The 24,043-nt window shown below is 67.4% G+C and carries 10 protein-coding genes and 7 pseudogenes; 7 read left to right on the top strand and 10 right to left on the bottom strand.

The features are described from left to right. Positions 1-14: 14 nt before the first annotated feature. Positions 15-2,647 (bottom strand): annotated as a pseudogene (gene alaS, locus HK415_RS10965) (alanine--tRNA ligase). Positions 2,648-3,424: 777 nt separating this feature from the next. Then, a complete protein-coding gene (locus HK415_RS10975; RefSeq protein WP_309246659.1) occupies positions 3,425-4,555 on the bottom strand; it encodes a metal-dependent hydrolase in 1,131 nt (376 codons plus the stop codon). A gap of 63 nt (positions 4,556-4,618) precedes the next feature. Here HK415_RS10975 and HK415_RS27015 point away from each other — a divergent pair, with 63 nt between their 5' ends. Continuing rightward, positions 4,619-5,815, top strand: a complete 1,197-nt coding sequence (locus tag HK415_RS27015; RefSeq protein ID WP_171558938.1) for an esterase/lipase family protein — start codon at positions 4,619-4,621, stop codon at positions 5,813-5,815. A gap of 445 nt (positions 5,816-6,260) precedes the next feature. Here HK415_RS27015 and HK415_RS27020 read toward each other — a convergent pair. Next, positions 6,261-7,046, bottom strand: a pseudogene (locus HK415_RS27020) (c-type cytochrome); the annotation flags it as partial. A gap of 30 nt (positions 7,047-7,076) precedes the next feature. On the opposite strand from HK415_RS27020, the gene coxB reads away from it, so the two are divergent. The 5 genes and pseudogenes from coxB (at position 7,077) to HK415_RS11010 (ending at position 14,450) form a co-directional block, all read left to right on the top strand. Next, complete coding sequence (coxB, locus tag HK415_RS10990) at positions 7,077-7,976, top strand: cytochrome c oxidase subunit II (protein WP_309246660.1); 900 nt, start codon at positions 7,077-7,079, stop codon at positions 7,974-7,976. A gap of 23 nt (positions 7,977-7,999) precedes the next feature. Next, positions 8,000-10,529: pseudogene (locus HK415_RS10995) on the top strand (cbb3-type cytochrome c oxidase subunit I). Positions 10,530-10,596: 67 nt separating this feature from the next. Further along, positions 10,597-11,930, top strand: a pseudogene (locus tag HK415_RS11000) (PQQ-dependent sugar dehydrogenase). Between the two features lie 44 nt (positions 11,931-11,974). After that, a pseudogene (locus HK415_RS11005) lies at positions 11,975-13,453 on the top strand (NAD-dependent succinate-semialdehyde dehydrogenase). 121 nt (positions 13,454-13,574) lie between these two features. Beyond that, on the top strand, positions 13,575-14,450 hold the full coding sequence (locus HK415_RS11010) for a mechanosensitive ion channel family protein (RefSeq protein WP_171558942.1): 876 nt from the start codon (positions 13,575-13,577) through the stop codon (positions 14,448-14,450). A gap of 68 nt (positions 14,451-14,518) precedes the next feature. Here the strand turns inward: HK415_RS11010 and HK415_RS11015 are convergent, their stop codons facing one another. The 7 genes and pseudogenes from HK415_RS11015 to HK415_RS11045 form a co-directional block, all read right to left on the bottom strand. Beyond that, a complete protein-coding gene (locus HK415_RS11015) occupies positions 14,519-14,989 on the bottom strand; it encodes a hypothetical protein (RefSeq protein WP_171558947.1) in 471 nt (156 codons plus the stop codon). 125 nt (positions 14,990-15,114) lie between these two features. Further along, entirely contained in the window at positions 15,115-15,324 is a 210-nt protein-coding gene (locus HK415_RS11020) for a DUF3606 domain-containing protein (RefSeq protein ID WP_171558950.1), read from the bottom strand. A 247-nt stretch (positions 15,325-15,571) separates the two neighbouring features. Beyond that, the gene (locus HK415_RS11025) at positions 15,572-16,159 is read right to left on the bottom strand and encodes a hypothetical protein (RefSeq protein ID WP_171558954.1); all 588 of its coding nucleotides are present in this window, start codon (positions 16,157-16,159) and stop codon (positions 15,572-15,574) included. 119 nt (positions 16,160-16,278) lie between these two features. Continuing rightward, a pseudogene (locus HK415_RS11030) lies at positions 16,279-19,482 on the bottom strand (type I restriction endonuclease subunit R). Further along, complete coding sequence (locus HK415_RS11035) at positions 19,479-20,441, bottom strand: restriction endonuclease subunit S (protein WP_171558957.1); 963 nt, start codon at positions 20,439-20,441, stop codon at positions 19,479-19,481. The pseudogene HK415_RS11030 and the gene HK415_RS11035 overlap by 4 nt, the downstream one beginning before the upstream one ends. Positions 20,442-20,853: 412 nt before the next feature. After that, a pseudogene (locus tag HK415_RS11040) lies at positions 20,854-22,441 on the bottom strand (type I restriction-modification system subunit M). 182 nt (positions 22,442-22,623) lie between these two features. Then, on the bottom strand, positions 22,624-22,803 hold the full coding sequence (locus tag HK415_RS11045) for an SHOCT domain-containing protein (RefSeq protein WP_171558962.1): 180 nt from the start codon (positions 22,801-22,803) through the stop codon (positions 22,624-22,626). Positions 22,804-23,458: 655 nt separating this feature from the next. Between HK415_RS11045 and HK415_RS27545 the strand changes: the two genes are divergently transcribed. Continuing rightward, positions 23,459-23,995 carry a helix-turn-helix domain-containing protein gene (locus HK415_RS27545; RefSeq protein WP_507236451.1) on the top strand — a complete coding sequence of 179 codons (537 nt, stop codon included), beginning with the start codon at positions 23,459-23,461 and terminating at the stop codon, positions 23,993-23,995. Positions 23,996-24,043: the final 48 nt, after the last annotated feature.

Below are 24,043 nucleotides of genomic sequence, written 5' to 3' on the forward strand. Positions count from 1 at the left end.
ACCGCGGGTCGGACTCAAACCCGCTCGGCCACCCACCCCTGCACGGAGCTCAGCGCCCCCGCCAGCTTGCTCGCATCGGTCCCGCCGGCCATGGCCATGTCGGCCTTGCCGCCGCCCTTGCCGCCCACCTGCTGGGCGACGAAGTTCACCAGGTCGCCGGCCTTGACCTTGCCCATGCTGTCGGCGGTGACGCCGGCGGCCAGCTGCACCTTGGCGCCGTCCACCGTCGCCAGCACGATGGCCGCGGACTTCAGCTTGTCCTTGAGCTTGTCCATGGTGTCGCGCAGCGCCTTCGCGTCCGCGCCGTCCAGGCGGGCCGCCAGCACCTTGATGCCCTTGACGTCCACGGCCTGGCTGACCAGGTCGTCGCCCTGCGAGGACGCCAGCTTGCCTTTCAGCTGCGCCACTTCCTTCTCGAGGCTGCGCACCTGCTCCAGCACCTGCGTCACGCGGCCCTGCAGCTCCATGGGCGCCGTCTTCAGCGATCCGGCCACCGTCTGCACCGTGTTTTCCAGCTGCTGCAGGTAGGCCAGCGCGTTGGCGCCGGTCACCGCCTCGATGCGGCGCACGCCCGCGGCGACGCCGCCTTCGCCCACCACCTTGAACAGGCCGATGTCGCCGGTGCGCTGCACGTGCGTGCCACCGCACAGCTCGCGGCTGGAGCCGATGTCCAGCACGCGCACGGACTCGCCGTACTTCTCGCCGAACAGCATCATGGCGCCGGTCGCCTTGGCGGACTCGATGTCCATCACGCGCGCCTGCGTCGCGTGGTTGTCCAGGATCTCGGCGTTCACGCGCGCCTCGATCTCGCGCACCTGCTCCGGCGTGAGCGGCGCGTTGTGCGTGAAGTCGAAGCGGGTGCGCTCGGAATCCACCAGCGACCCCTTCTGCTGCACGTGCGAGCCCAGCACTTCGCGCAGTGCCTTGTGCATCAGGTGCGTGGCCGAGTGGTTGCGCACGGTCGCGGCGCGCCGCTTCATGTCCACCTTGGCGTTCACGTGGTCGCCGACGTTCAGCGTGCCGTGCGCCAGGCGTCCGTGGTGGCCGAACACGTCGGCCTTGATCTTCTGCGTGTCCTGCACCAGGAAGCTCGCCGAACCGCTTTCCAGCACGCCCTCGTCGCCGACCTGGCCGCCGCTCTCGGCGTAGAAGGGCGTGGAGTCGAGCACCACGATGCCTTCCTGGCCGCTCTTGAGCGCCGCCGACGGCGTGCCGTCGACGTAGATCGCGACGATCTTCGCGCCCTCTTCCAGCTTTCTCGTAGCCGACGAACTTGTTGATGGCGCCGGCGTAGTCCAGCACGCGGTCCATCTTGAACTTGCCGGCGGCGCGGCCCGCGGCCTTCTGCTTTTCCATCGCGGCGTTGAAGCCGGCCTCGTCGACGCTCACGCCGCGCTCGCGGCAGACGTCGGCCGACAGGTCCAGCGGGAAGCCGTAGGTGTCGTGCAGCTTGAAGGCCACCTCGCCCGGCAGCACCTGCTGGCCGCCGCCCAGGGCCGCGTCCAGGATCTCCATGCCGTTTTCCAGCGTCTCGTAGAAGCGCTCCTCTTCCGCCTTGAGCACTTCCATCACGCGCTGCTGCGCCTTGGCCAGGTGCGGATAGGCCTCGCCCATCATCCTCACGAGGTCGGGCACCAGCTTGTGGAAGAAGGGCTTCTTCTGGCCCAGCTTGTAGCCGTGGCGGATGGCGCGGCGGATGATGCGCCGCTGCACGTAGCCGCGGCCTTCGTTCGAGGGGATCACGCCGTCGGCCACCAGGAAGGAGGTGGCACGCACGTGGTCGGCGATCACGCGCAGAGAGGGGTTGCTCAGGTCCTGCGTCTTGGTCTCGCGGGCGGCGGCGATGATCAGCGCGTCGAAGATGTCGATCTCGTAGTTGCTGTGCACGTGCTGCAGGATCGCGGCCAGCCGCTCCAGGCCCATGCCGGTGTCCACGCAGGGCGCGGGCAGCGGGCGCAGCGACCCGTCGGGCTGCATGTCGAACTGCATGAACACGTGGTTCCAGATCTCGATGTAGCGGTCGCCGTCCTGGTCCGGGCTGCCCGGGGCCGCCGGCGATGTGCGGGCCGTGGTCGTAGAAGATCTCCGAGCACGGGCCGCAGGGGCCGGTGTCGGCCATCATCCAGAAGTTGTCGCTGGCGTACTTGGCGCCCTTGTTGTCGCCGATGCGCACCACGCGCTCCGGCGGCAGGCCGATCTCCTTGGTCCAGATGTCGTAGGCCTCGTCGTCGTCGATGTAGACGGTGGCCCAGAGCCGCTCGGCCGGCAGCTTGTACACCTGCGTCAGCAGTTCCCAGCCCCACTTGAGCGACTCGCGCTTGAAGTAGTCGCCGAAGGACCAGTTGCCCAGCATCTCGAAGAAGGTGTGGTGCCGCGCCGTGTAGCCCACGTTCTCCAGGTCGTTGTGCTTGCCGCCGGCGCGGAGACACGCCTGCACGGATGCCGCGCGCACGTAGGGACGCTTGTCGGTGCCGAGGAACACGTCCTTGAACTGCACCATGCCCGAGTTGGTGAACATCAGCGTCGGGTCGTTGCCCGGCACCAGCGGGCTCGAGTCCACCACCGTGTGCCCCCGGTCCTTGAAGAAATCGAGGAAGGTCTGGCGGATGTCGGCGACGGTGAATTGGGGGTGCTCATGGGGGTCCAGCTGAACCTTTGATTATAGGTTTCGGCCCTCACGGCTCCTGCCGCGACGGTGGGAGAGACCCTCCGTCGCGCCGCGCGCGCGAGCCCACCCCGCGCGCACCGGCTGGGACTAACCTCGCCCCCATGGAATTCGGCATGCTGCTCGCCATCGCGCTGGCCGGGGCGCTCGCCTCGCCCCTGGGCGGCCTGGTGTCCCTCTGGTGGCGCCCGGGCACGCTCGCCTGTCGATCGCGGTGGGCTTCGCCGCCGGTGCCCTGCTGGGCGCCTTCGCCTTCGAGATGCTGCCCAAGGCCGCCGAAGTGGCCTCGCTGCCGATCGCCGTGGGCGGCTTCGCGGCGGGTTTCGCCGTGCTCTACGCCCTGGACCTGTTCGTGCACCGCGGCGCCAGCGCCGGCGACAAGGCGGCGCAGCGCAACTGGGTGCGCAGCGTGCAGCGCCGGCGCGGCCAGCGTGGCGACGACGTGACCGTGCTGGCGGGCGGCACCAGCGCCGAGGAACTGGTCGAAGGCCTCACCATCGGGATCAGCGCGGCCGCCGATCCCTCGCTGGGGATGATCGTGGGCCTGGCCATCGTGATCGACAACCTCAGCGAGGCCATGAGCATCGGCGACCTGGTCCACGAAAAGGGTGGCGAACACCAGACCCGCCGCATCCTGGGATGGACCAGCCTGATCGGGGTGTCGCTGTTCGTCTCTGCCATGGCCGGCTGGTTCCTGCTGCGCTCGCTGCCGCAGTCCACGCTGGGCCTGCTGCTCGCTGCCGGCGCCGGCGCGATGTTCTACCTGACGATGACCGAGCTGGTGCCGGAAGCGGAGAGCCACCAGTTCCAGCAGTCCTCCGCCATCGCTGCGGCCACCGGGCTGCTGGTGATCTTCACGCTGTCGCGCCTGCAGGCCTGAGCGCTCAGAACGGCGGCGGGATGTCGCGCCCGGGCAGGCGCTGCCACAGCCATGCGAGGGCGCGGCCCACGTCGCCGCGCGAACCCCCGCCCTGCGGCTGCACCGGTACCCATCCTTCGCCGTTGCGGCGCGCCACCACGAAGGAGAAGGTGTAGTGCGGCTCCTGGCCCATGCGCAGGTCGGTGATCCAGGCGTGGCCCTGGCGCTCGTGCAATTTGTAGAAGCCCTGCGAGAAATGCGCCAGCCGCCGCACGCCCTCGATGCCGGCGAGCTCCTGGCGCAGGCGCGGCGCCACGTCGAGCTGCGCCAGCGCAGGTCGTGGCCGTCGAACAGCGAGCGGAAACCTTCCCGGTAGCTGCCGTCCGGGCCGATCGCCACCACCCGCCACAGCACGGTGTTGAAGGGGTGGGCGTGACCAGCAGGGTGGCCGGGCCGCCGCCCTGCGCGGCCAGCGCTTCCTGCGCGGCGTCGCGCACCTGCGCCTGGGCGACCACGCTCCAGGCCAGGTAGGCCGTGGACAGCGCCAGCCCCGCGCCGTTCCAGCGCAGCCGCGCGCCGTCGCGGCGGCTCAGCGCGATGCCCACGCCCACCAGCAGCGGCACGGTGTACAGCGGATCGATGATGAACACGCTGCCGACGGCGAAGGGATGGTCGCTGAAGGGCAGCAGCAGGCGCGTGCCATAGACCGTCATCGCATCCAGCAGCGGATGGGTGACGAGCGCGAGCCACATCGCCAGCCACCAGCGCGTGAACAAGGGTCGTTCGCGGTGGACCGCCGCGGGCAAGGCCGCCATGAGCGGTGACACGACGCTCAGCCAGAACAGCGAATGGCTGGCGCCGCGGTGCATGGTCATGTTGCGCAGCGCGTCGCCATGGTCGATCACCACGTCCAGGTCCGGCAGCGTGCCGGCGATGCCGCCCCACAGGGCGGCCTTCCACAGCGCCGTGCGGCGGCCCATGGTGGCGATGCCGACGGCGGCGCCGAGCGCGATCTGGGAAATGGAATCCACGGGCCGGAAGACTAGCGCAAGCGGGCGCCGGACGCCGCGCGTGGGGGCATACACTGGCCGGCGATGTCCCCGTCCCGACCCGCTGCACCTTCCGCCGGCAAGCGCCCGCTCGTGCGCATCGCCGACCTGCGCGGCTCGGTCCGGCTGGCGGTCGACGGCGTGCAGGGCGTGACACACATCGCCGAAGGACTGCACGGCAACATCGCGCGGCTGGCGCCACCCCTGGGCACCGTCGCGCCGCGGCCGGCGGGCGGCATCGCGGGCTTCGTGTACCGCACCGTCCGCGGCACCAGCGGGCTGGTCGGCCTCGGGCTGGATGCGCTGCTGGCCGGGGTGCAGCGAATGCTGCAGCAACCGGCCGAGGGCGACGCGACCGTGGGAGAAGGACCCCGGCGCCAGGCGATCCTCGCGGCGCTCAACGGCGTGCTGGGCGACCACCTCGCGCGCACCGGAAATCCCCTGGCGATCCCGATGGAGCTGGTGGTGCGCGGACCCCCGCGGCCGCGCGTGCTGCTCCTGGTGCACGGACTGTGCATGAGCGACGGCCAGTGGCTGCGCGGCGGCCACGACCACGGCACCAGCCTCGCGCGGTCGCTGGACTGCACGCCCGTGTACCTGCGCTACAACTCGGGCCGCCACGTCTCGCAAAACGCGGCCGAACTCGCCGCGAAACTGCAGGAACTCGTGGCGCGATGGCCCATGCCGCTGGAGAGCCTGGCCATCGTCGGCCACAGCATGGGTGGCCTGGTGGCGCGCAGCGCGGTGCGACAGGCGCTCGAAGCAGGCATGGCCTGGCCCGGCCTGCTGCGCAAGATGGTGTTCCTGGGCACGCCGCACCAGGGTGCAGCGCTGGAGCGCGCCGGCAACTGGCTGCACACGGTCCTGGGCGTGAGTCCCTACCTGGCCCCCTTCTCCCGGCTGGGCCGCCTGCGCAGCGACGGCATCACCGACCTGCGCCACGGCAACCTGCTGGAAAGCGACTGGCGCAGCGGCCGCTTCGCGCACCGCGACACCCGCACACCCGTCGCGCTGCCCCAGGGCGTGGCCTGCTACGCGATCGCCGGCGCGCTCGGCAAGGGCCGGGACCCGTCCTGGGGCGACGGACTGGTCAGCGTCGCCAGCGCGCTGGGCCGCCATCCCCGCGCCACGCACGACCTGCACCTTCCGGCCTCGCGCACGTGGGTGGCGCGCGGCGTGCACCACCTCGACCTGCTGGCCAGCGAGGCCGCCTGCCGCAAGATGCGCGTCTGGCTGTCCTGAGCCGCCTTACTTCAAGGTCGCGAGGTAGGCCCATCTCGCGCGCCTCGCGCTCGCCCACGCCCAGCTGCGGCATGGCCGTGCCGGGCTTGACCTGCTGCGTGTGCATGATCCAGCGCGCCATGTTCTCCGGCGTGTTGGGCAGCGTGCCCGCGATCGTGCGCCGGCTGCCGATGCCATCCAGCCTCGGACCCACGTGCACGCGCGCGCCGGTGACGCCGGGGATGATGTGGCAGGCACTGCAGGCATGCTGGTGCAGTGCCATGCGTCCGCGTGCGAGATCCGGCGGGGCGGCGGCAGCGGTGGCCGCCGGCAGTTCGCCGCCGCAGGCGGGTGCGGGCGGCGCCCGCCGCATCCAGTCGGCATACTGCGGCGCATTCAGGTCCGGCAGCCGCTGCATGAAGGCCACCAGCTCCCACAGCTCCTGCTCGCGCAGGCGGAACTCCCAGGCCGGCATCCCGCTCATCCGGATGCCGTGGCGCGTGAGCCAGTAGAGCTCGCGCGGGCGCCAGTGCAGGCGCGCGTCCACCAGCGGCCCCGGCAGCGGCTGCATGCTCTTGCCGATGTCGTCCTGCGCCACGCCCGGTGCGCCGTGGCACTGCTGGCACTTGTCGCGAAAGCAGCCGGCGCCGCGCAGCGCCATCGCTTCGTCCGCGAGCGGCGGCTCGGCGATGTCGCGCGCGCGCAGGCGGACCGACTGGCGCATCGCCGTCTCCACCAACGCGTAGGTCGGCTGCCAGTGTTGCGTGGTCGATGCCACGTCGTAGAGGCCGCCGAAGACCACTGCGGCGCCGACCACTGCCGCGCCGACGCCGAGGACGGCCGCGGTGGCGGCGGCGACGAGGAGCACCGGTCTCTTGCGCATGGAGCGCGATTCTGGCCCACGGCGGCGCAACTGAGGGCCAGAATGCGCCGATGCCAACGTTCCAACTTGCCGTCCCGCTGGCCCTGCTGCTCGCAGCTGGCCTCGCGGCCGCCAAGGGGGAGCGCGTCGAGCGCGGCCGTGCGCTGCTCGCGCAGTACCAGTGCGGCGCCTGCCACGCGATTCCCGGCGTGCCGGCCTCGCGCGGCGTGATGGCGCCGCCGCTGGACGGATGGCGCCACCGCAGCTACATCGCCGGCCGCCTGCCCAACCGGCCCGAGCTGCTGGCGCGCTGGATCGTCGCGCCGCAGTCGCTGGTGCCGGGAACGAAGATGCCCAGCATGGGGTGTCGCCGCCCGAGGCGGAAGCCATGGCGGCCTACCTCATGTCGCTGGAGTGAACGTGGGCGGCGTGATGCAGGCAGCCGGCGAGGCGGCACGTTCCATCGAAACGATTGCGTGGGTGCTGTTCATCGGCGGCGGGCTGATCCTCGCCGGCGTGATGCTGTTGCTGGCGCGCTCGCTGCGGCGGCGTGCGGGCACGGTGAACGCGCGGCTGTGGGTGGTCGGCGGCGGCCTGGTGTTCCCCGGCGCGGTGCTGGCGGCGCTGTTCGCCTGGACCCTGCCGAAGACGCCCTCGTGGAAGCCCGTGCCCGCGCCCGGCGCGCTGGTGGTGCGCGTGACCGGCCACATGTGGTGGTGGGACGTGCAGTACGGCGATGCGGCGGTGCGCACCGCCAACGAGATCCGCATCCCGGTCGGCCGGCCGGTGTTCCTGGCGCTGGACAGCGCCGACGTGATCCACAGCTTCTGGGTGCCGCAGCTCGCGGGCAAGCTGGACATGGTGCCTGGGCGGCTGCAGCACCTGCAACTGACGGCGGACCGGCCCGGCACCTACCGCGGCCAGTGCGCCGAGTTCTGCGGCGAGCAGCACGCCAACATGGCGCTGCACGTGGTGGCGCTGCCGCCCGCGGAGTTCGATGCCTGGTTGGCGGCGCAGGCGCAGCCGGCGATGGCGACACCCGCGCAGGAGGCCGGCCGGCAGGCTTTCCTCGCGCAGCGCTGCGATGCCTGCCATGCGGTGCGCGGCGTGACGGGCGAGTCCCGTCTCGGGCCCGATCTCACGCACGTGGGCAGCCGGCTGCAGCTGGCGGCGGGGACGCTGCCGAATACGGAGGCGGGACGGCGGCAATGGATCGCGCACGTGCAGAAGCTCAAGAGCGGGGCCCGCATGCCTTCCTATGAAAGGCTGGGGGACGAGACCATCGCCGCGATCTCGGAATGGCTGGGGGCGCTCAAGTGAACGCGGACGCCTTGGGTCCCCGCCTGCGCGGGGATGACGGGAAGCGCGGGGATGACGAATTGCCGAACCGCTTGCCGAGACCGGCCGGCGAACTCGAGGCACTGCAGCGTGCCTGGGAGCCGCCCACCGGCTGGCGGCGGCTGACCGCCGTCAACAACACGCAGATCGGCCTGTACTACCTGGCCACCGCGCTGCTGTTCTTCGTCGGCGCCGGCGTGCTGGCGCTGCTGATGCGCGCGCAACTGGCGGTGCCGGGCAACACGCTGGTGGATGCGTCCACCTTCAACCAGCTCTTCACCATGCACGGCACGGTGATGATGTTCCTGTTCGCCGTGCCGGTGGTGGAGGCGGTGGCCGTCTGGCAGCTGCCCAACATGCTCGGCGCGCGCGACCTGCCCTTCCCGCGCCTGTCCGCGTATGCCTTCTGGGCCTATGCGATCGGCGGCGCGGTGTTCTTCTGCACCATCTTCTTCGGCGCCTCGCCCGACGGCGGCTGGTTCATGTACCCGCCGCTCACGGGCAAGGAGCATTCCCCGGCATCGGCGCGGACTGGTGGCTGCTGGGCATCGGCTTCATCGAGATCTCCGCCATCGCCGGCGCGATCGAGCTGATCGTCGGCGTGCTGTGCACGCGCGCGCCCGGCATGAGCCTGTGGCGCATGCCGCTGTTCGCCTGGGCTTGCCTGGTGACGGGGCTGATGATCGTGTTCGCCTTCCCGGCCATCATCGCCGGCACCATCCTGCTGGAACTGGAGCGCGCGCTCGACTGGCCCTTCTTCATCCCGGCGCGCGGCGGCGACCCGCTGCTGTGGCAGCACCTGTTCTGGTTCTTCGGCCATCCCGAGGTCTACATCATCTTCCTGCCGGCCGCCGGCATGGTGTCGATGATGGTGCCCACGCTGGCGCAGACGCCGCTGGTGGGCTACCGCGCGGTGGCCTGGGCGCTGGTGGGCGTGGGCGCGATCAGCTTCCTGCTGTGGATCCACCACATGTTCACCGCCGGCCTCGGCCCGCTGGCGCTGGTGCTCACCGCCATTGCCAGCTTCGCGGTGGCGATCCCGAGCGGCGTGCAGGTGTTCGCCTGGATCGCCAGCTTCTGGAAGGGCCGCGTGGCGATCAACGCGCCGACGCTCTTCCTGCTCGGCTTCTTCTTCATCTTCGTGCTGGGCGGACTCACCGGCGTGATGGTGGCGGTGGTGCCCTTCGACTGGCAGGTGCACGACACCTACTTCATCGTGGCGCACCTGCACTACGTGCTGATCGGGGGATGGTGTTCCCGCTGTTCGCGGCCATGTACTACTGGGCGCCGCTGCTCAAGGGCCATGCCATGTCGGAGAGCCTGGCGCGCTGGACCTTCGGCCTGATGTTCGGGGGCTTCAACCTCGCCTTCTTCCCGATGCACATCGCGGGGCTGCAAGGCATGCCGCGGCGGGTCTACACCTACGCGGACGGCCTCGGCTGGAACACCTGGAACCTGCTGTCCACCCTCGGCGCCTTCGTGTTCGCCGCCGGCGTGCTGCTCGCCTTCTTCGACCTCGCGCGCGCGCTGCTGAAACGCGAGCAGGAGGCCGGCAACCCCTGGAACGCCGCCTCGCTGGAGTGGCTGCCCCAGGAAGACTACGGCGTGCGCAGCATTCCGCAGGTGCGTTCGCGCGACCCGCTGTGGGAACAGCCCGGGCTGGCGCGCCAGGTGGTGGAGGGCCGGCACTGGCTGCCCGGCACGGCCTTCGGTGGCCGGGAGACGCTGCTGACCACGCCCTTGCGCGCCGAGATCCGCCACCTGATCCGCTTGCCCGGCGACGGCTGGATGCACTTCGTCGCCGCTGTCGGCACGGCGGGATTCTTCCTGCTGCTGACGGTGTCCTGGTACCTGGCGGCCACGGCCTGCGGCATCGTGGCGATCGCCGCCATCGTGGCCTGGCTGTGGCAGCTAGACCGGCCCCCGCCGCAACCGACCGCGCAGATCGGCGAAGGCGTGCACGTGCCCGCCGTGGCCTTCGGCCGGGCCTCGCATTCCTGGTGGGCCATGGTGGTGCTGGCCGCGGTGGATGCCACCGTGTTCGCCTCGCTCGCCTTCGCGCACATCCACGTGTCGATGAAGCTGGACGTGTGTCCGCCGGCGGGCGCGCAACTGCCGGGTGGGGGCGTATGGGCCGCGGGCCTGCTGCTGGCGGCGTCCGCTCTCATGCTGTTCGCGCTGCGCCGGCTGCGCCAGGAAGGCCAGGCCCTGCTGCGCTGGGCCGTGCTGCTGGCGACGCTGTGTTCGGTCGGCGCCTTCGCGCTCGACCTGGGCGCGCACCTGCGCGCCGGGCTCGCGCCCACGCACCACGCCTGGGGCGCGACGGTCGCGGCGATGCTCGCCTGGCAGGGCTTCCATGCCGCCGTCCTGCTGGTCATGGGCGGCTACGTGATTGTCCGCTCGGTCGCCGGCGCACTGCGGCCCGATGCCCGGGCCACGCTCGACAACAGCGCCCTCTTCTGGCACTACACGGGCGCGCAGGGCATCGCCATCCTGGCGCTGGTGCGGCTGCTGCCCGGCTGGATGCAAGGCTGAGCGCGAAAATCCGCACATGCGGCATTCGCCTACAGCGCGCAACGCAAGGGCAGCCAAACATGCGCGCATGAAAAAGCTCTCGCGCCGCAACCGCATCCTCGTCCCGCTGGCCGCCATCGCCCTGGTGGCCTGCGCGGGCGGCATGATCTCGCAGGCCTCGCTGCCGGGCGTGGGGCCCAACCCGCCCTTGCCGGCGCCGGAGAAAAGCCTGATCCCGACCGTGAACATCGCGCCGGCCGAAGGCTGGCCCGAAGGCGCCATGCCGCGCGCGCCGCAGGGCTTTCGCGTCACGCCCTTCGCCCGCGGGCTGGAGCATCCGCGCTGGGTCTACACGCTGCCCAACGGCGACGTGCTGGTGGCCGAGAGCAACAAGCCGGCCCCCAAGGACGGCGCGAAGAACGTGCACGCCGAAGGCATCCGCGGCAAGGTGATGGGCTTCGTGATGAAGCGCGCCGGCGCCGGCGTGCCCAGCGCCGACCGCATCACGCTGCTGCGCGACGCCGACGGCGACGGCGTGGCCGAGACCCGCACGGTGTTCCTGTCCAAACTGGTGTCGCCCTTCGGCATGGCGCTGGTGGGCAACGAGCTGTTCATCGCCAACGCCGACGCGATCGTCAAGGTGCCCTACCAGCCGGGACAGACCACCAGCCAGGCGCAACCGGTGAAGGTGACCGACCTGCCCGCGGGCGCCAACCACCACTGGACCAAGAACGTCATCGCCAGCCCGGACGGCAGCAAGCTGTACGCCACCGTCGGCTCCAACAGCAACATCGGCGACAACGGCATGGAGTCCGAACAAGGCCGCGCCGCCATCTGGGAAGTGGACCGCGCCACCGGCGCCAAGCGCCTGTTCGCCAGCGGCCTGCGCAATCCCAACGGCCTGGGCTGGGAGCCGCAGAGCCGCGTGTTGTGGACGGTCGTGAACGAACGCGACGAACTGGGGAGCGAGCTGGTGCCCGACTACCTCACCTCCGTCAAGGACGGCGCCTTCTACGGCTGGCCCTGAGCTACTGGGGCGCCAACGTGGACACCCGCGTGAAGCCGGCCAATCCGGAGATGGTGGCGCGCGCGATCGCGCCGGACTACGGCCTGGGCGCGCACGTGGCGCCGCTGGGCCTGACCTTCTCGGATGCGCGCATGCCGGCCAACTACGCCAGCGGCGCCTTCATCGGCCAGCACGGCTCCTGGAACCGCAAGGACCTGGCCGGCTACAACGTGGTGTTCGTGCCTTTCGCCAATGGCCGCCCGACGGGCCGGCCGGTGGAATTCCTGGGCGGCTTCGTCAACGACAAGGGCCGCGCCTGGGGCCGGCCGGTGGGCGTGGCACTGGACGGCAAGGGCGGGCTGCTGGTGGCCGACGACGTGGGCAACACCATCTGGCGGGTGGCGGCGGTGCGCTGAGCAGGGCGTTACCATCGGGCCCGGAAACCGACCGGAGCCGCCCGATGGACATGAAGACTTCCCCCTCTCCCTGCTCAAGGACCCCAGCCTCCTGAAGACCGACGCCCTGATCGACGGGCAGTGGGTCCAGGGCACCTCGCGCTTCGCCGTGCACGACCCGTCGAACGGCGCCAAGCTGGCCGAAGTGCCCAACCTCGGCGTCAACGAAGCGGAGCAGGCGATCGCCGCCGCCAACACGGCGTGGCCCGCATGGCGCGCCAAGACGGCCAAGGAGCGCAGCACCATCCTGCGCAAGTGGTACGACCTGCTCATGGCCAACCAGGAAGACCTGGGCCGCATCATGACGGCCGAACAGGGCAAGCCCTTCCCCGAGGCCAAGGGCGAAGTGGCCTACGGCGCCAGCTTCGTCGAGTGGTTCGCCGAGGAAGCCAAGCGCGTCAACGGCGAGACCCTGCCGCAGTTCGACAACAACCGGCGGTTGATGGTGATCCGCCAGCCCATCGGCGTCTGCGCCGCCATCACGCCCTGGAACTTCCCGCTCGCCATGATCACGCGCAAGGTCGCGCCCGCGCTGGCCGCCGGCTGCCCGGTGGTGATCAAGCCGGCCGAACTCACGCCGTTGACCGCACTCGCCGCGGCCGAACTGGCGATCCGCGCCGGCATCCCCGCCGGCGTGCTGAACGTGCTCACTGCGGATGGCCCCAACAGCATCGCCATCGGCAAGGTGTTCTGCGCCAGCGACGTGGTGCGCCACATCAGCTTCACCGGCTCCACCGAAGTGGGCCGCATCCTGATGGCGCAGAGCGCGCCGACGGTGAAGAAGCTCTCGCTCGAACTCGGCGGCAATGCGCCCTTCATCGTGTTCGACGACGCCGACATCGATTCGGCGGTGGAAGGCGCCATCGCCAGCAAGTACCGCAACGCCGGCCAGACCTGCGTGTGCGCCAACCGCATCTACGTGCAGAACGGCGTGTACGACCAGTTCGTGCAGAAGTTCGCCGCCAAGGTGAAGACCATGAAGGTCGGCAATGGCTTCGAGGAAGGCGTGGTGCAGGGCCCGCTGATCGAGGACGCGGCCGTGGAGAAAGTGCAGCGCCACGTGCAGGACGCGCTGAGCAAGGGCGCCAAGATCGTCACCGGCGGCCAGAAAGCTGCAGGGCCAGTTCTTCCAGCCGACCGTGCTGTCCGACGCCACCGGCGACATGCTGTGCGCGCGCGAGGAGACCTTCGGCCCGCTGGCGCCGGTGTTCCGCTTCCGCACCGAGCAGGAAGCCATCGACGCCGCGAACAACACCGAGTTCGGCCTGGCCAGCTACTTCTACAGCCGCGACATGGGGCGCATCTTCCGCGTGAGCGAAGCGCTGGAGTACGGCATGGTCGGCATCAACGTGGGCATCATCGCCACCGAGCACGTGCCCTTCGGCGGCGTCAAGCAGTCGGGCCTGGGCCGCGAGGGCTCGCACCACGGCATGGAAGAGTACGTGGAGATGAAGTACCTCTGCATTGGGGACGTGCTGAAGTAAGTCTCGCTGCCGCGTCAGGCCGCTCCTACAGGGGCTGCGGGACAGGGACGACCTCCCGGTGAATGTAAAGGATTGACAGTGTGTGGAGTCGTTACGTCATCCACTGCTGGAGATCCTGTTCATGCCCACCCAAGTCACCGAATGGAGCGACGCGATGTTCACGTCGCTCGCCGCGGCGATGGCCCTGCTGTTTTCGGCCATCCCCAAGATCCTCGGCTTCCTGCTGATCATCGTCGTCGGCTGGTTCGTCGCCTCGCTGATCGAGCGCGGACTGGCCGCCCTGCTGCGCTCCATCAAGTTCAACGAGCTCTCCGAGCGCGCGGGGCTGAGCGACTTCATCCGCCGGATGGGCATGAACACCGACGCGGCCGGCATGATCGGCCTGGTGGTCAAGTGGTTCGTGCGCCTGATCGCGCTGGTGGTGGCCTTCGACGCGCTGGGCCTGCCCGCGGTGTCCGAGGTGCTGCGCCAACTGCTGCTGTGGCTGCCCAACGTGGTGGTGGCGCTGGTGGTGCTGGTGATCGGCGGCCTGGCCGCGCGGGCCCTGAGCAACGTGGTGCGGGGCGCCGCCAGTGAAGCGGACCTGAGCAACGCCGACTTCCTGGCCAAGACGGCGTCGGTGGTCGTGTGGGCCTTCGCGATCGTGGTGGCGGTGAACCAGCTGGGCATCGCGACCGAGCTGGTGAACACGCTGTTCATGGCGATCGTCGGCGCGCTCGCCCTGAGCCTGGGCCTGGCCTTCGGCCTCGGCGGCCGCGACACGGCGGCGGAGATCGTGCGCAAGTGGTACGGCAAGGCGCAGGACCGCTCCGGCGACATGAAGCAGCTGGCCGAGAACATGGGCGAGCGGATGGAAGCAGGCGGCGCCCGCCGCGCCGATCCCGCGCATGGTTCCGGCCAGTGGCCCACGGGAGGCTATCCGCAGGGTGGCGGAACGCAGGGCGGCGGCGGCGGACCGTTGCCGGCGGACAAGCGACCGGACCTCGACGGCGGCTGAGCGCGCGAGCAGCGTTCGCGACGAGCCCGCGGGCTCCGGCAGGACCGCGGGCTCCTTCCTTCCCGCTCTCAGGGCAGGCGGTAGCGGCCCCAGTCGCGGCGGCAACCCTGCACGGTCGGAGGATCCACCGCCCGCGCGTCGAACAGTTCGCGGAACGTCCCGCCGCCGCTGATGCCCTTGAGCTTGCCGGTGCCGCTCAGCCAGGTGAACGAAGGCTCTCCGGCCGCGGGGAAGTCGAACTCCCCCACCGCCGTATCGCCGCCGGCCTGCATCCACTTGCACACGCCGCGGCCCACCCGCTTGCCGCCCAGCACGCGCATGTAGCCGAGGCAATGGGTGCTGGCGTTCTCCCATTCGCGCGACGAGCTGCTGGCGACCACGCCCCAGTTCTCCACCGCGTAGGCGACGATGTCCGCGTTGGCCTCGAGCGGACTGCCCTTGCCGTGCGTGCACACCACGAAATCGTAGGCCGCCTCGGCGGCCTGGGAGGCGGACGCGAACAGCAGCAGCGCCGCGGCGACCGTGAGTCTTGCTCTCATCGGATGCTCCTCGGTGATGTCGAGGATTCCTGTGTACTTCGGCGCGGGGATGCAGGTCCTTGAGCGGCGTCAAGCTGGCGCGCCAGCCCCGAGCCCTTGCCAGAGCGAGCGCGTGCCGGAAATGCCTAGTGGCTGGACGGCCGCTCGGAGCGCGGCGACGCCTTCTGCAGGTGCTCGCGCACGCGGTCCGCATCGTCCCCGACCGCGGCCACCGCTTCCTTGACCTTCTTCTCGCTCACGTTGAAGTGCCGCGCCCAGGCGCACACGGCGTAGTCGTGGGAAAGGTCGATGCGCTCCTTGCGGGAGGAGCGCTCACTGTCCTGCGGGTGGATCATCGCTTCGTTCTCTTCCGTCTTGTTGTCGAAAACGAGGATGCTAGGGAAGCAGGGGTTGCGCGTTGTAGGACCCGGCGGATGGGGTGCCGAGGAAAACGCGCAAGGGGGAGTGGAGCGGGCGATGGGAACCAGCCCCATTGTTTGAACCGCTCGCAGGTCGTTGATTTGAAAGACCAATCCTAGCACCTGGAGGGCGAGCGGGCGGCGATTTCGTAGCACCCCTTCGTAGCAGTCCACCAGTAGCAGTTCAGCTCTCGTGGTGCCACTCAGTCTCGCGCAGCCGGTGCAGGTGCTGCGCGAACAATTGCAGTGCCCCACCAGCCGCCGCGGCCAAGATCTGCCGCTTCAGCAGCGCCCGCTTGTTCGAATCAGTCAACAACCGCCACTCGCTCTCGCCCGGCGCCATCGGAATCCAGACATCCGCGTTGGCGCTGATTAGTCCCACAGGATTCATCATGGCCATCCAGTGAATGGAAAGAGGACAGACCCGACGGTTATGCGTCACGTACGCCAGCACGTCATCTATCGACTGCGGCGGTAGTTTCGGAAGCGACCGGGTTTGTTCACTTTCGCCCCTCCACGGGCGAGCCGAGTGTTGCCTCCCGTGCCCAAAGAGCCAATCGTCTTCACCCCTCAGGTGGCCACCACCACTCGGGGGTACGTAGCCGGGGTTATTCCCCGAGTAGGCAGACTTAGGACGTTTGTAGCCCTTGACCATTGCAACCTCCGACACTTGGGGGATGAGCACCGGATTGATATGCTGCATAGTGCCATCTGTCAATCCGGCGGGCACCCCGGTCAGCCGGAGCGTTGCGACTTCGTCGATCGGTTTCACCGGTTCCGCCATTGCCCGGACCTTGCACCCCTTATCTGGAAACACGCGCCCCCTGGCCCTTGGCGCCGTTTTTCCGGGGCCGGCTACCGAAACCGCTTATAGGGCCATCACGCCTCGAATCAGGCTGAAGCCCATTCCGCGGACAGACTCTCAGCCTGACGCAGAACGGTATCCGTGGCCTCCTCCTGACGGTCTGGGGGTACTTGTAACGACGCAGCAGCGTCTTCACCATGACGCGCAGCTTGGCGCGCACGGCCTCGCGTTTTGCCCAGTCCACGGTGACAGACCTGCGCAGATTGACCGTCAGTTCGACGGCGATCTTCTTGAGCGTCATGTCCCCGAGTTCACGCACCGCCGCTTCATTCGTCGCCAAGGCGTCGTAGAAAGCAAGTTCGTCGTGGCTCAGGCCGAGGCTCTCCCTCGGTGAGCCGCTTCCTGAAACTTCTTGGCCATCTCGATCAGCTCCTCGATGACCTGAGCAGTCTCGATCGCGCGGTTCCGGTAGCGCGTCAGGCTATGTTGGAGCAACTCCGAGAACTTGGCACTTTGCACGACGTTGGTGCGGAAGCGCGACTTGATTTCACCCTTCAGGAGTCTCTCCAGCAGTTCGACTGCAAGGTTGCGCTCCTTCATGTGGCGCACGTCCTCCAGGAATTCGTCCGAGAGCACCCCGATGTCCGGGCGCTTGAGGCCGGCCGCGGAGAAGATGTCGATGACCTCGTCGCTGACCACGGCGCGGCTGATGATCTGCCGGAGCGCATGCTCCTTCTGTTCATCAGTCAGCTTCTTGTCCGTGGTCGCGTGCTTTGTCAGTGCCGCCTTCACCGCCTGAAGAAAAGCGAGCTCGTCGCGGTACACCAGGGCCTCATCCAGCGTACAGCACAAGGCAAACGCCTTGCCTGCCGCCAGCACCGCATCGGCGAAGCGCTTCTTGCCGTCTTCCATGCCCAGCACATGGTCCGCCACGGGCGGGAGGAGCTGCCAAGCCTTCGTTCGGAACTCCCCATACGACACTCCGTCGAGAATTCCGTGCAGCACATCCATCTGCTCCTGGAACACGGCAAGCGCCTCGTAGGCGTCGACTGTCGGTTTCCCCCGGCCCTGCGCCTGCGTGTAATCCGCCAGGGCGGCCTTCAGTTCGTTCGCGATCCCGATGTAGTCCACCACCAGGCCGCCCGGCTTGTCCTTGAACACCCGGTTCACCCGGGCGATGGCCTGCATCAAGTTGTGCCCGCGCATCGGCTTGTCGACATACATGGTGTGCAGGCACGGCGCGTCGAAGCCAGTCAGCCACATGTCACGCACGATCACCAGCTTGAAAGGATCGGCCGGGTTCTTAAATCGGGTCTCCAGGCGCTTGCGCACGTCCTTGGGACAGATGTGCGGCTTCAGCAGCGACTTGTCTGACGCCGAACCGGTCATCACGATCTTGATGCTCCCCTGCAGCGGGTCGTCGCTGTGCCAGTCCGGCCGCAGCGCAACGATCGCGTTGTACAGGTGCACACAGATGTCGCGGCTCATGGCCACCACCATCGCCTTGCCGTCTATGACGGTCAGTCGATTCTCGAAGTGGGACACGATGTCCGCCGCAACCTTCTGGATCCGAGGTGGGGCGCCGACGAGTTGCGCCAGGGCTGCCCAGCGTCGCAACTTGGCTACGCGCGCGGCGTCACCTTCTTCGTCCTCGGTCAGTTCGTCGACTTCGCTGTCCAGCTGGCTGACGTCAGCACCCTTCAAGTCCAGTTTCGCAAGTCGGCTCTCGTAGTAGATCGGGACGGTCGCGCCGTCCCTGACCGCCTGCTCAATGTCGTAGATGTGTACGTAGTCGCCGAACACCGCACGGGTGTCACGATCGACCAAGGACACCGGCGTGCCGGTGAACGCTACGAATGTCGCGCCGGGGAGTGCGTCGCGCAGGTGCTGCGCGTAGCCGACCTGGAGCCGCCCCACGGCTCTGTAGGTTTCCGCAGCTTCGGCGGACTGGTCACCGGTCCCAACTGGACCTGCGGAGGCTGGAAGGAACTGCGCCTGTGCCGCCGCTCCTTGCGCTGGCGCGGGAAGGCGGGCACCAAAACCGTACTGGGTTCGGTGGGCCTCGTCGCAAATCACGACGATATTCTTTCGATCCGAGAGCACCGGGAAGGCGTCCTCATCCTCTCCCGGAGTGAACTTCTGAATCGTCGTGAATATGATCCCGCCAGAAGGTCGGTTCGCCAGCAACCGGCGCAGCTCGGGCCGGGTGTCTGCCTGCGCTGGCGTCTCGCGCAGCATTTCACTTGCCGCGGCGAACACACCAAACAGTTGGTTGTCCAGATCGTTGCGGTCAGTCACTACCACAAGCGTCGGGTTGCCCATGTCCGGGTGCGCCATCAGGGCACCTGCCAGGCACGTCATCTCGATGCTCTTGCCGGCGCCCTGGGTGTGCCAGACGACCCCGCCCTTGCGCGTTCCGCCAGGCTTTGAGGCCTTCAAAACGCTCTGCACCACCGCCCGAACCGCATGGAACTGGTGGTAGCCGGCCACCTTCTTGATTAGCTTGCCGTCGTCCTCGAACAGGACGAAGTGCCGCAGGTACTCCAACAGCAGCTCGCGCTGACACAGGCCCAGCACCAGCGTCTCCAGCTCGCGCATGAGGCCCAGCGGGTTTGTGGCTACGCCGTCGATGGTGCGCCACGCCATGAAGCGCTCGCGGTCGCTGGTGAGGGAGCCCATGCGCGCCTGAATGCCGTCGCTGATGACCTGGAGCGCGTTGAAGTGGAACAGGTCAGGGATGTCCTGCTGGTAGGCCTGGAGCTGGTTCCAGGCGGCCCAGATGTCGGCGTCTTCGTCGCCGGGATTCTTCAGCTCGAAAAGCACCAGAGGCAGGCCGTTTACGAAAAGTACCACGTCGGGTCGGCGCGTCAGCTTCGGCCCTTGCACGCTGAATTGGTTGACGGCCAACCAGTCGTTCGCCGCCGCGTCGGTGAAATCGATCAGCCGCACGCGGTGACCGCGCGTTTCGCCGTCCTTCTGAAACTCTACCTGCATACCGTCCACAAGCCAGCGATGCACCTGGCGATTGGCGTTGACCAGGCCTGGCACGTTGGGGTTGAGCACGCGCCGCAGCGCGTCGTCGCGGGCACCAAGTGGGATGTGCGGGTTCAGGCGGTCGATGGCCTCCCGCAGGCGACCGACCAGCGCCGCCTCGCGGTAGCTGGGCGCTCGGCGCCCGGAGTCTTAGCATCAGGCGGGGAGATGTCGGGGCCATGGGCGGTGGCCCAGCCCAGGCTGGCAAGCCACCGAAGCGCGGCCTGTTCGACGTCATCCTCGCTGATGCCGCTCATGCGATGGCCTCTTCGAGTTGAGCTTGGGCTTGAGGAATGCGGAGCTTGCCGGAGACGAGGCGGGGGAGTAGCGCATCGCGCAACTCTGCCAAAGTGCCAGCGCGTCTACGGTTCTCTGCCTGCGCGGATACAAGCGCTTCCGTCGTCGCACCGAAGCACATCATCAGCGACGTTGGCGGCGCGATGATGCGCAACGATGCAAGCAGCTTAGTCGTCAGACTGCCGCGTATGCTGTGCGAGTCAGACAGGCCGCGCAGTTCGTCATAGCGACGCGCTAAGTTGTAGAACGTCCAAGTTGGGCTCGATACTTCCCGGCTTGTCCGGACACTGACGACCGACTGATTGATGTACGTTTCGATTGCACAGTAAGACGTCTGACCGCGCGTGAGCCCCTGCCCGGCGGAGGCAATAAGGATGTCCCCAGGTCGTGCCAGCCGCGTCGATGAGTTCTCGACGGCGGCTTCTGTGATGTGCTTCTCCGTGTCAATGACAACGCTTTCGCGGGTCTCGCCAGAAGAGAACCACGGCAGCGTTCCATTCCAGTACTCGGTCCTTCGGGTATCCGGCGTCCCGCCGCTGAAGATGCTTTCGCACAAGTCGCTCAGGGCACATACTCGCCACCCCTTCGGAATCTGCCCCACGGCCGACTCCTCGAACTCCGCGGGGAACAGCGCCGCCGTGGCGATGTCCATACCTTCGGGCTCGCGGCCCTCGGCCTTGGCGCGCACTGGATCGAAGTCGACGAACCAGCTCTTGAACAGGGCTTGCGCGATGGATTCGAAGGTGGCATTCGTTTGCCGCAGGATATAGATGCGCTCGGTAAACAACTCGGAAAACTCTCCGATGGCCTGGGCGATGCTGATGTCATCGGGGATTGGAATGGGTAGCGACTTGATTTCCTTGAGATTCAACGTCGGTTGGACAGTCGTGTTGAGCATGCCAAGGATGATGCTTTTCATCACCGAGCTCTCAAGTACTGCCTTTAAGTAGGGACGCAGGTTCGGCGATCTAAGCCTCGCCACGGCCAATGCACGTGCAACATTCCACCCTTTCATCCTAGGTCGGGCAATTACGCACGCCCCCGGCTTTCCAACCAAGGTGATTAGGAGCTCATCGCCTTTTAGCTCAGTGCGACGGTACTCGAAATGAACGTCGGAGCTCACCCGCATCTGCGGCTCCGCAATTGCGCCTCCCTCCTGGACGTCGCCCACTCGTATAAGAGGTACCCCTGAATCCGTGTGATCGCCTGGATACATCACGCCGACCGCAATCGATTTGGGTGACGCAAGCAGGTCATCGAACGGGACCAGACGCCACCCATCGAGCAGTGTGCCACCAGCTGCGGCCCAAAGCGAAGGGTTCCAGGTCGCCTCATACGCCATAACCAAGCGCCCCCAACTTCTCCCGAATCAGCCTATCTAATTCCACCCCCTTCACCATCTGTTCGGCAAGCTGCGCGGTCAGCCGCTCCATCTTCTCGTTGAAGGCCTCATCGTCGTCCTCGGCCGCCTCAGAGCCAACGTAACGCCCCGGCGTCAGCACATGGCCGTGCTCGGCAATCTCTGCCAGCTTCACGGCGCGGCAAAAGCCAGGCGCTTCCGCAAAGAGCTCGTCGGAACCATCCTCACCATCAGCACGCCAGCGATGCACGGTGCCGGCGATCCGCGCCACGTCGTCGTCGTCAAACACACGGGTCACTCTCGTGGCCATGCGCCCCAGCTTCCGCGCATCGATGAACAGTACCTCTCCCCGCCGGTCGCGGCCCCTCCGGCCGCCCGGGCCGGCAACACCGCTCTTGTCCCGGGCCAGAAACCACAGGCAAGCCGGAATCTGGGTATTGAAAAACAGCTGCGGCGGCAGTGCCACCATCACATCCACAACGTCCGCCTCAACCATCGCCTTGCGGATGACTCCTTCGTTGTTCTGGTTACTGCTCATGCTGCCGTTTGCCAGCACTACGCCGGCTTGGCCCCGCGGGCTCAGGTGGTGCAGGATGTGCTGCAGCCAGGCGTAGTTGGCATTCCCGGCCGGCGGGGTGCCGTAAACCCAGCGCCGATCCTCCCTAAGGCGCTCCCCGCCCCAGTCGCTGATATTGAAAGGCGGGTTTGCCAGAACATAGTCCGCCCGCAGGTCGGGATGCTGGTCGCGATGGAAAGTGTCCGTCGGCTCCTTGCCCAAATCCGCCGCGAAGCCGCGGATTGCCAGATTCATCGCCACCAGCCGCCAAGTTGTGGGATTTGCCTCTTGGCCATAGATGCTGATGTCGTCGGCCTTGCCACCGTGCGCCTCGATGAACCTCTCACTCTGGACGAACATCCCGCCAGAACCGCAGCAGGGGTCGTAGACGCGCCCCTGATGCGGTGCCCAGCACCTCCACCAGCACCTTCACCACCGACGCGGGCGTGTAGAACTGCCCGCCCTTTTTACCTTCGGCGTTGGCGAACTGGCCGAGGAAGTACTCATAGACCTCGCCGAGAAGGTCCTTGGCATGGTGACCCTCGCCAAAGCCGATGGTGGAAATCAGATCAATCAGTTCCCCTAGCCGCCCAGGCTCCAGCTGCGTTCGTCCGAAGCGCTTGTCCAGGATGCCCTTCAGGCGAGGGTTGTCGGCCTCGATCGCTTCCAGTGCGAAGTCGACACGCACCCCGATGTCGGGCTGCTTGGCCTGGGCGCGGATCGCCTCCCAACGCGCCGAGGCCGGCACCCAGAAGACGTTAGCCATCGTGTAGTAGTCACGCTCCTCAAGCGCTTGGCCATGATCTCCGGCATCGGGCAAGTACAGATCGCCGGCCTGGTCGGCAAACGCCGCCTGAAGCTGCGTGCGACGCTCGTCAAAGGCGTCGCTGATGTACTTCAAAAATATCAAGCCGAGCACGATGTGTTTGTACTCGGCGGCATCCATGGAGGACCGCAGTTTGTCGGCAGCGGCCCAGAGTGTTCTTTTTAGGTCTTGGTTCATTCAGTTTGGTGGACAAGCCCAGGAGTCGTGCCGAAACGCACAGGACCGCTCCGCTCCCCCAGAGGTCGCTATTGGACCTGTGAGGAGGGATCTCTGCAATAGGAGGCGCGGCTCGCCGGTCATCAGGGGCTCGCTACTGTGTGCGGGAGTCTGTGCTCTCCACGAACCGGGCGGAAACCTGCCTAGGTCAGCACCTTGGCCTTTGCTCGGTCGAACTCCTCGGGAGTAAGCACGCCTCGCTCCCTCGGCTCGCCGAGCAGGCGTAGGGTATCGATCAATCCACCGTCTTCGGGAGCGCTTGGCCGTTGCGCCTTTACCTCCTGCGCGGGCGGATTGCGAAGGAGGGCTTGGATTTTGTCCATGACGTGGCGTCTAGAAGGAGAACTTTCCACGTAATTGATGACACTCTGCGGGAAACCATCCCCTCGCGGTTTAGCAGCAGCATGAGGACGTCGATGAGCGACGCGCACCCGGCAACTATGAGCATGTTCTGCCGAAAATTTAGCTTGCCCAAGTTGTACACGCTGCCGTAGCCGGAGCTCACCGTCGGATCGAAGATCACAAGGCGTAGACACCGACCACTACTCCTACTCCAACCAGAAAAAACAGCAAGACCGCGCAGATCACCTCCCAAGATTCAGGAAGGCAGCTTTGCCACAGGCTTTGGTACCTACTTGGCGTAAGTCAACGTTTAGGGCCTCGGTGCGCTCGCGCCCCCGATGCCGTGCGCGCGCCAGCATGGATGCCCTGGAATGCCCTGGACGCCCTGGGACGATGGCCCAGGCGATGAAGTCGTTCGGGTCCGAGAGGGGCTGAGGGACTTCTTCTTGGCCGCGGGCAGCTCTCTGAAGGCTTGCCTGCGCGATACACCTCGGCCACCTGAACCCCGGGCGGACGCGAAGGTAGTCGCGGCGCTCCCGAAATTTGATCCAAAGCAAGGGGCAGTCGCCTATCCGCCGAAGACCACGCCATAAAGCAGCCCTAAGATGCCGGATCAATAGCAAGAATCGATGCAACATGGGCAGAAAACCGACTGGATCCGAAGCCCTCGACCGCGCTTTCCAGGCTGTTCGCACGGCGCAGACATTGACGGACCTCAGAGCCGCCCAGGCCGTCCTCCTGCCTCTCAAATACGGTCTTAGCCTGGAAGACACAGGAAAGATCCTTGGGCGCACTTCCACTTGGGTTTCCAGGACCCGGAGGCACTTCATCCACGGTGGAGACTCGCCATCACCGCACGCGGGCCGAGGTGGACGTCGGCACTCGATCCTCTCTGTGGAAGATGAAATGCTGATGGTCAAGGCTGCGGTTGTGCTCAGCAACCGCATCGGCGGTCCCAGTGTGCGGAATCAGCTCCAAACGCTGCTTGATGAACGCGGGCTGCACGCCAGCCCGTCCACGCTGACGGCGATCATGCAGCGGGTGACCAGCAAGCTCTTTCCTGGGGAGAAGGCTTCGTACCTGAGCGATCAGCTCGGCTACTTGACCCAGCTTTGGCTGCCTGAACTCCCTCTGAAAATCAGACGGCGGCGACGCGCATACTTTCTTTTTTGACTTGTCATGCGGCCCTAAATTTAGCCGCGCCAATCGCTCCTGGTCTGC

The organism is Ramlibacter montanisoli (genome assembly GCF_013087525.1).
GTDB lineage: Bacteria > Pseudomonadota > Gammaproteobacteria > Burkholderiales > Burkholderiaceae_C > Ramlibacter > Ramlibacter montanisoli.

What these genes read in the sequence shown, in the direction of transcription:
- HK415_RS27015 (WP_171558938.1), top strand. Translation starts at nt 4,619, where the DNA reads ATGTCCCCGTCCCGACCCGCTGCACCTTCCGCCGGCAAGCGCCCGCTC.
- HK415_RS11010 (WP_171558942.1), top strand. Translation starts at nt 13,575, where the DNA reads ATGCCCACCCAAGTCACCGAATGGAGCGACGCGATGTTCACGTCGCTC.
- HK415_RS11015 (WP_171558947.1), bottom strand. Translation starts at nt 14,989, where the DNA reads ATGAGAGCAAGACTCACGGTCGCCGCGGCGCTGCTGCTGTTCGCGTCC.
- HK415_RS11020 (WP_171558950.1), bottom strand. Translation starts at nt 15,324, where the DNA reads ATGATCCACCCGCAGGACAGTGAGCGCTCCTCCCGCAAGGAGCGCATC.
- HK415_RS11035 (WP_171558957.1), bottom strand. Translation starts at nt 20,441, where the DNA reads ATGAAAAGCATCATCCTTGGCATGCTCAACACGACTGTCCAACCGACG.
- HK415_RS11045 (WP_171558962.1), bottom strand. Translation starts at nt 22,803, where the DNA reads ATGGACAAAATCCAAGCCCTCCTTCGCAATCCGCCCGCGCAGGAGGTA.
- HK415_RS27545 (WP_507236451.1), top strand. Translation starts at nt 23,459, where the DNA reads ATGGGCAGAAAACCGACTGGATCCGAAGCCCTCGACCGCGCTTTCCAG.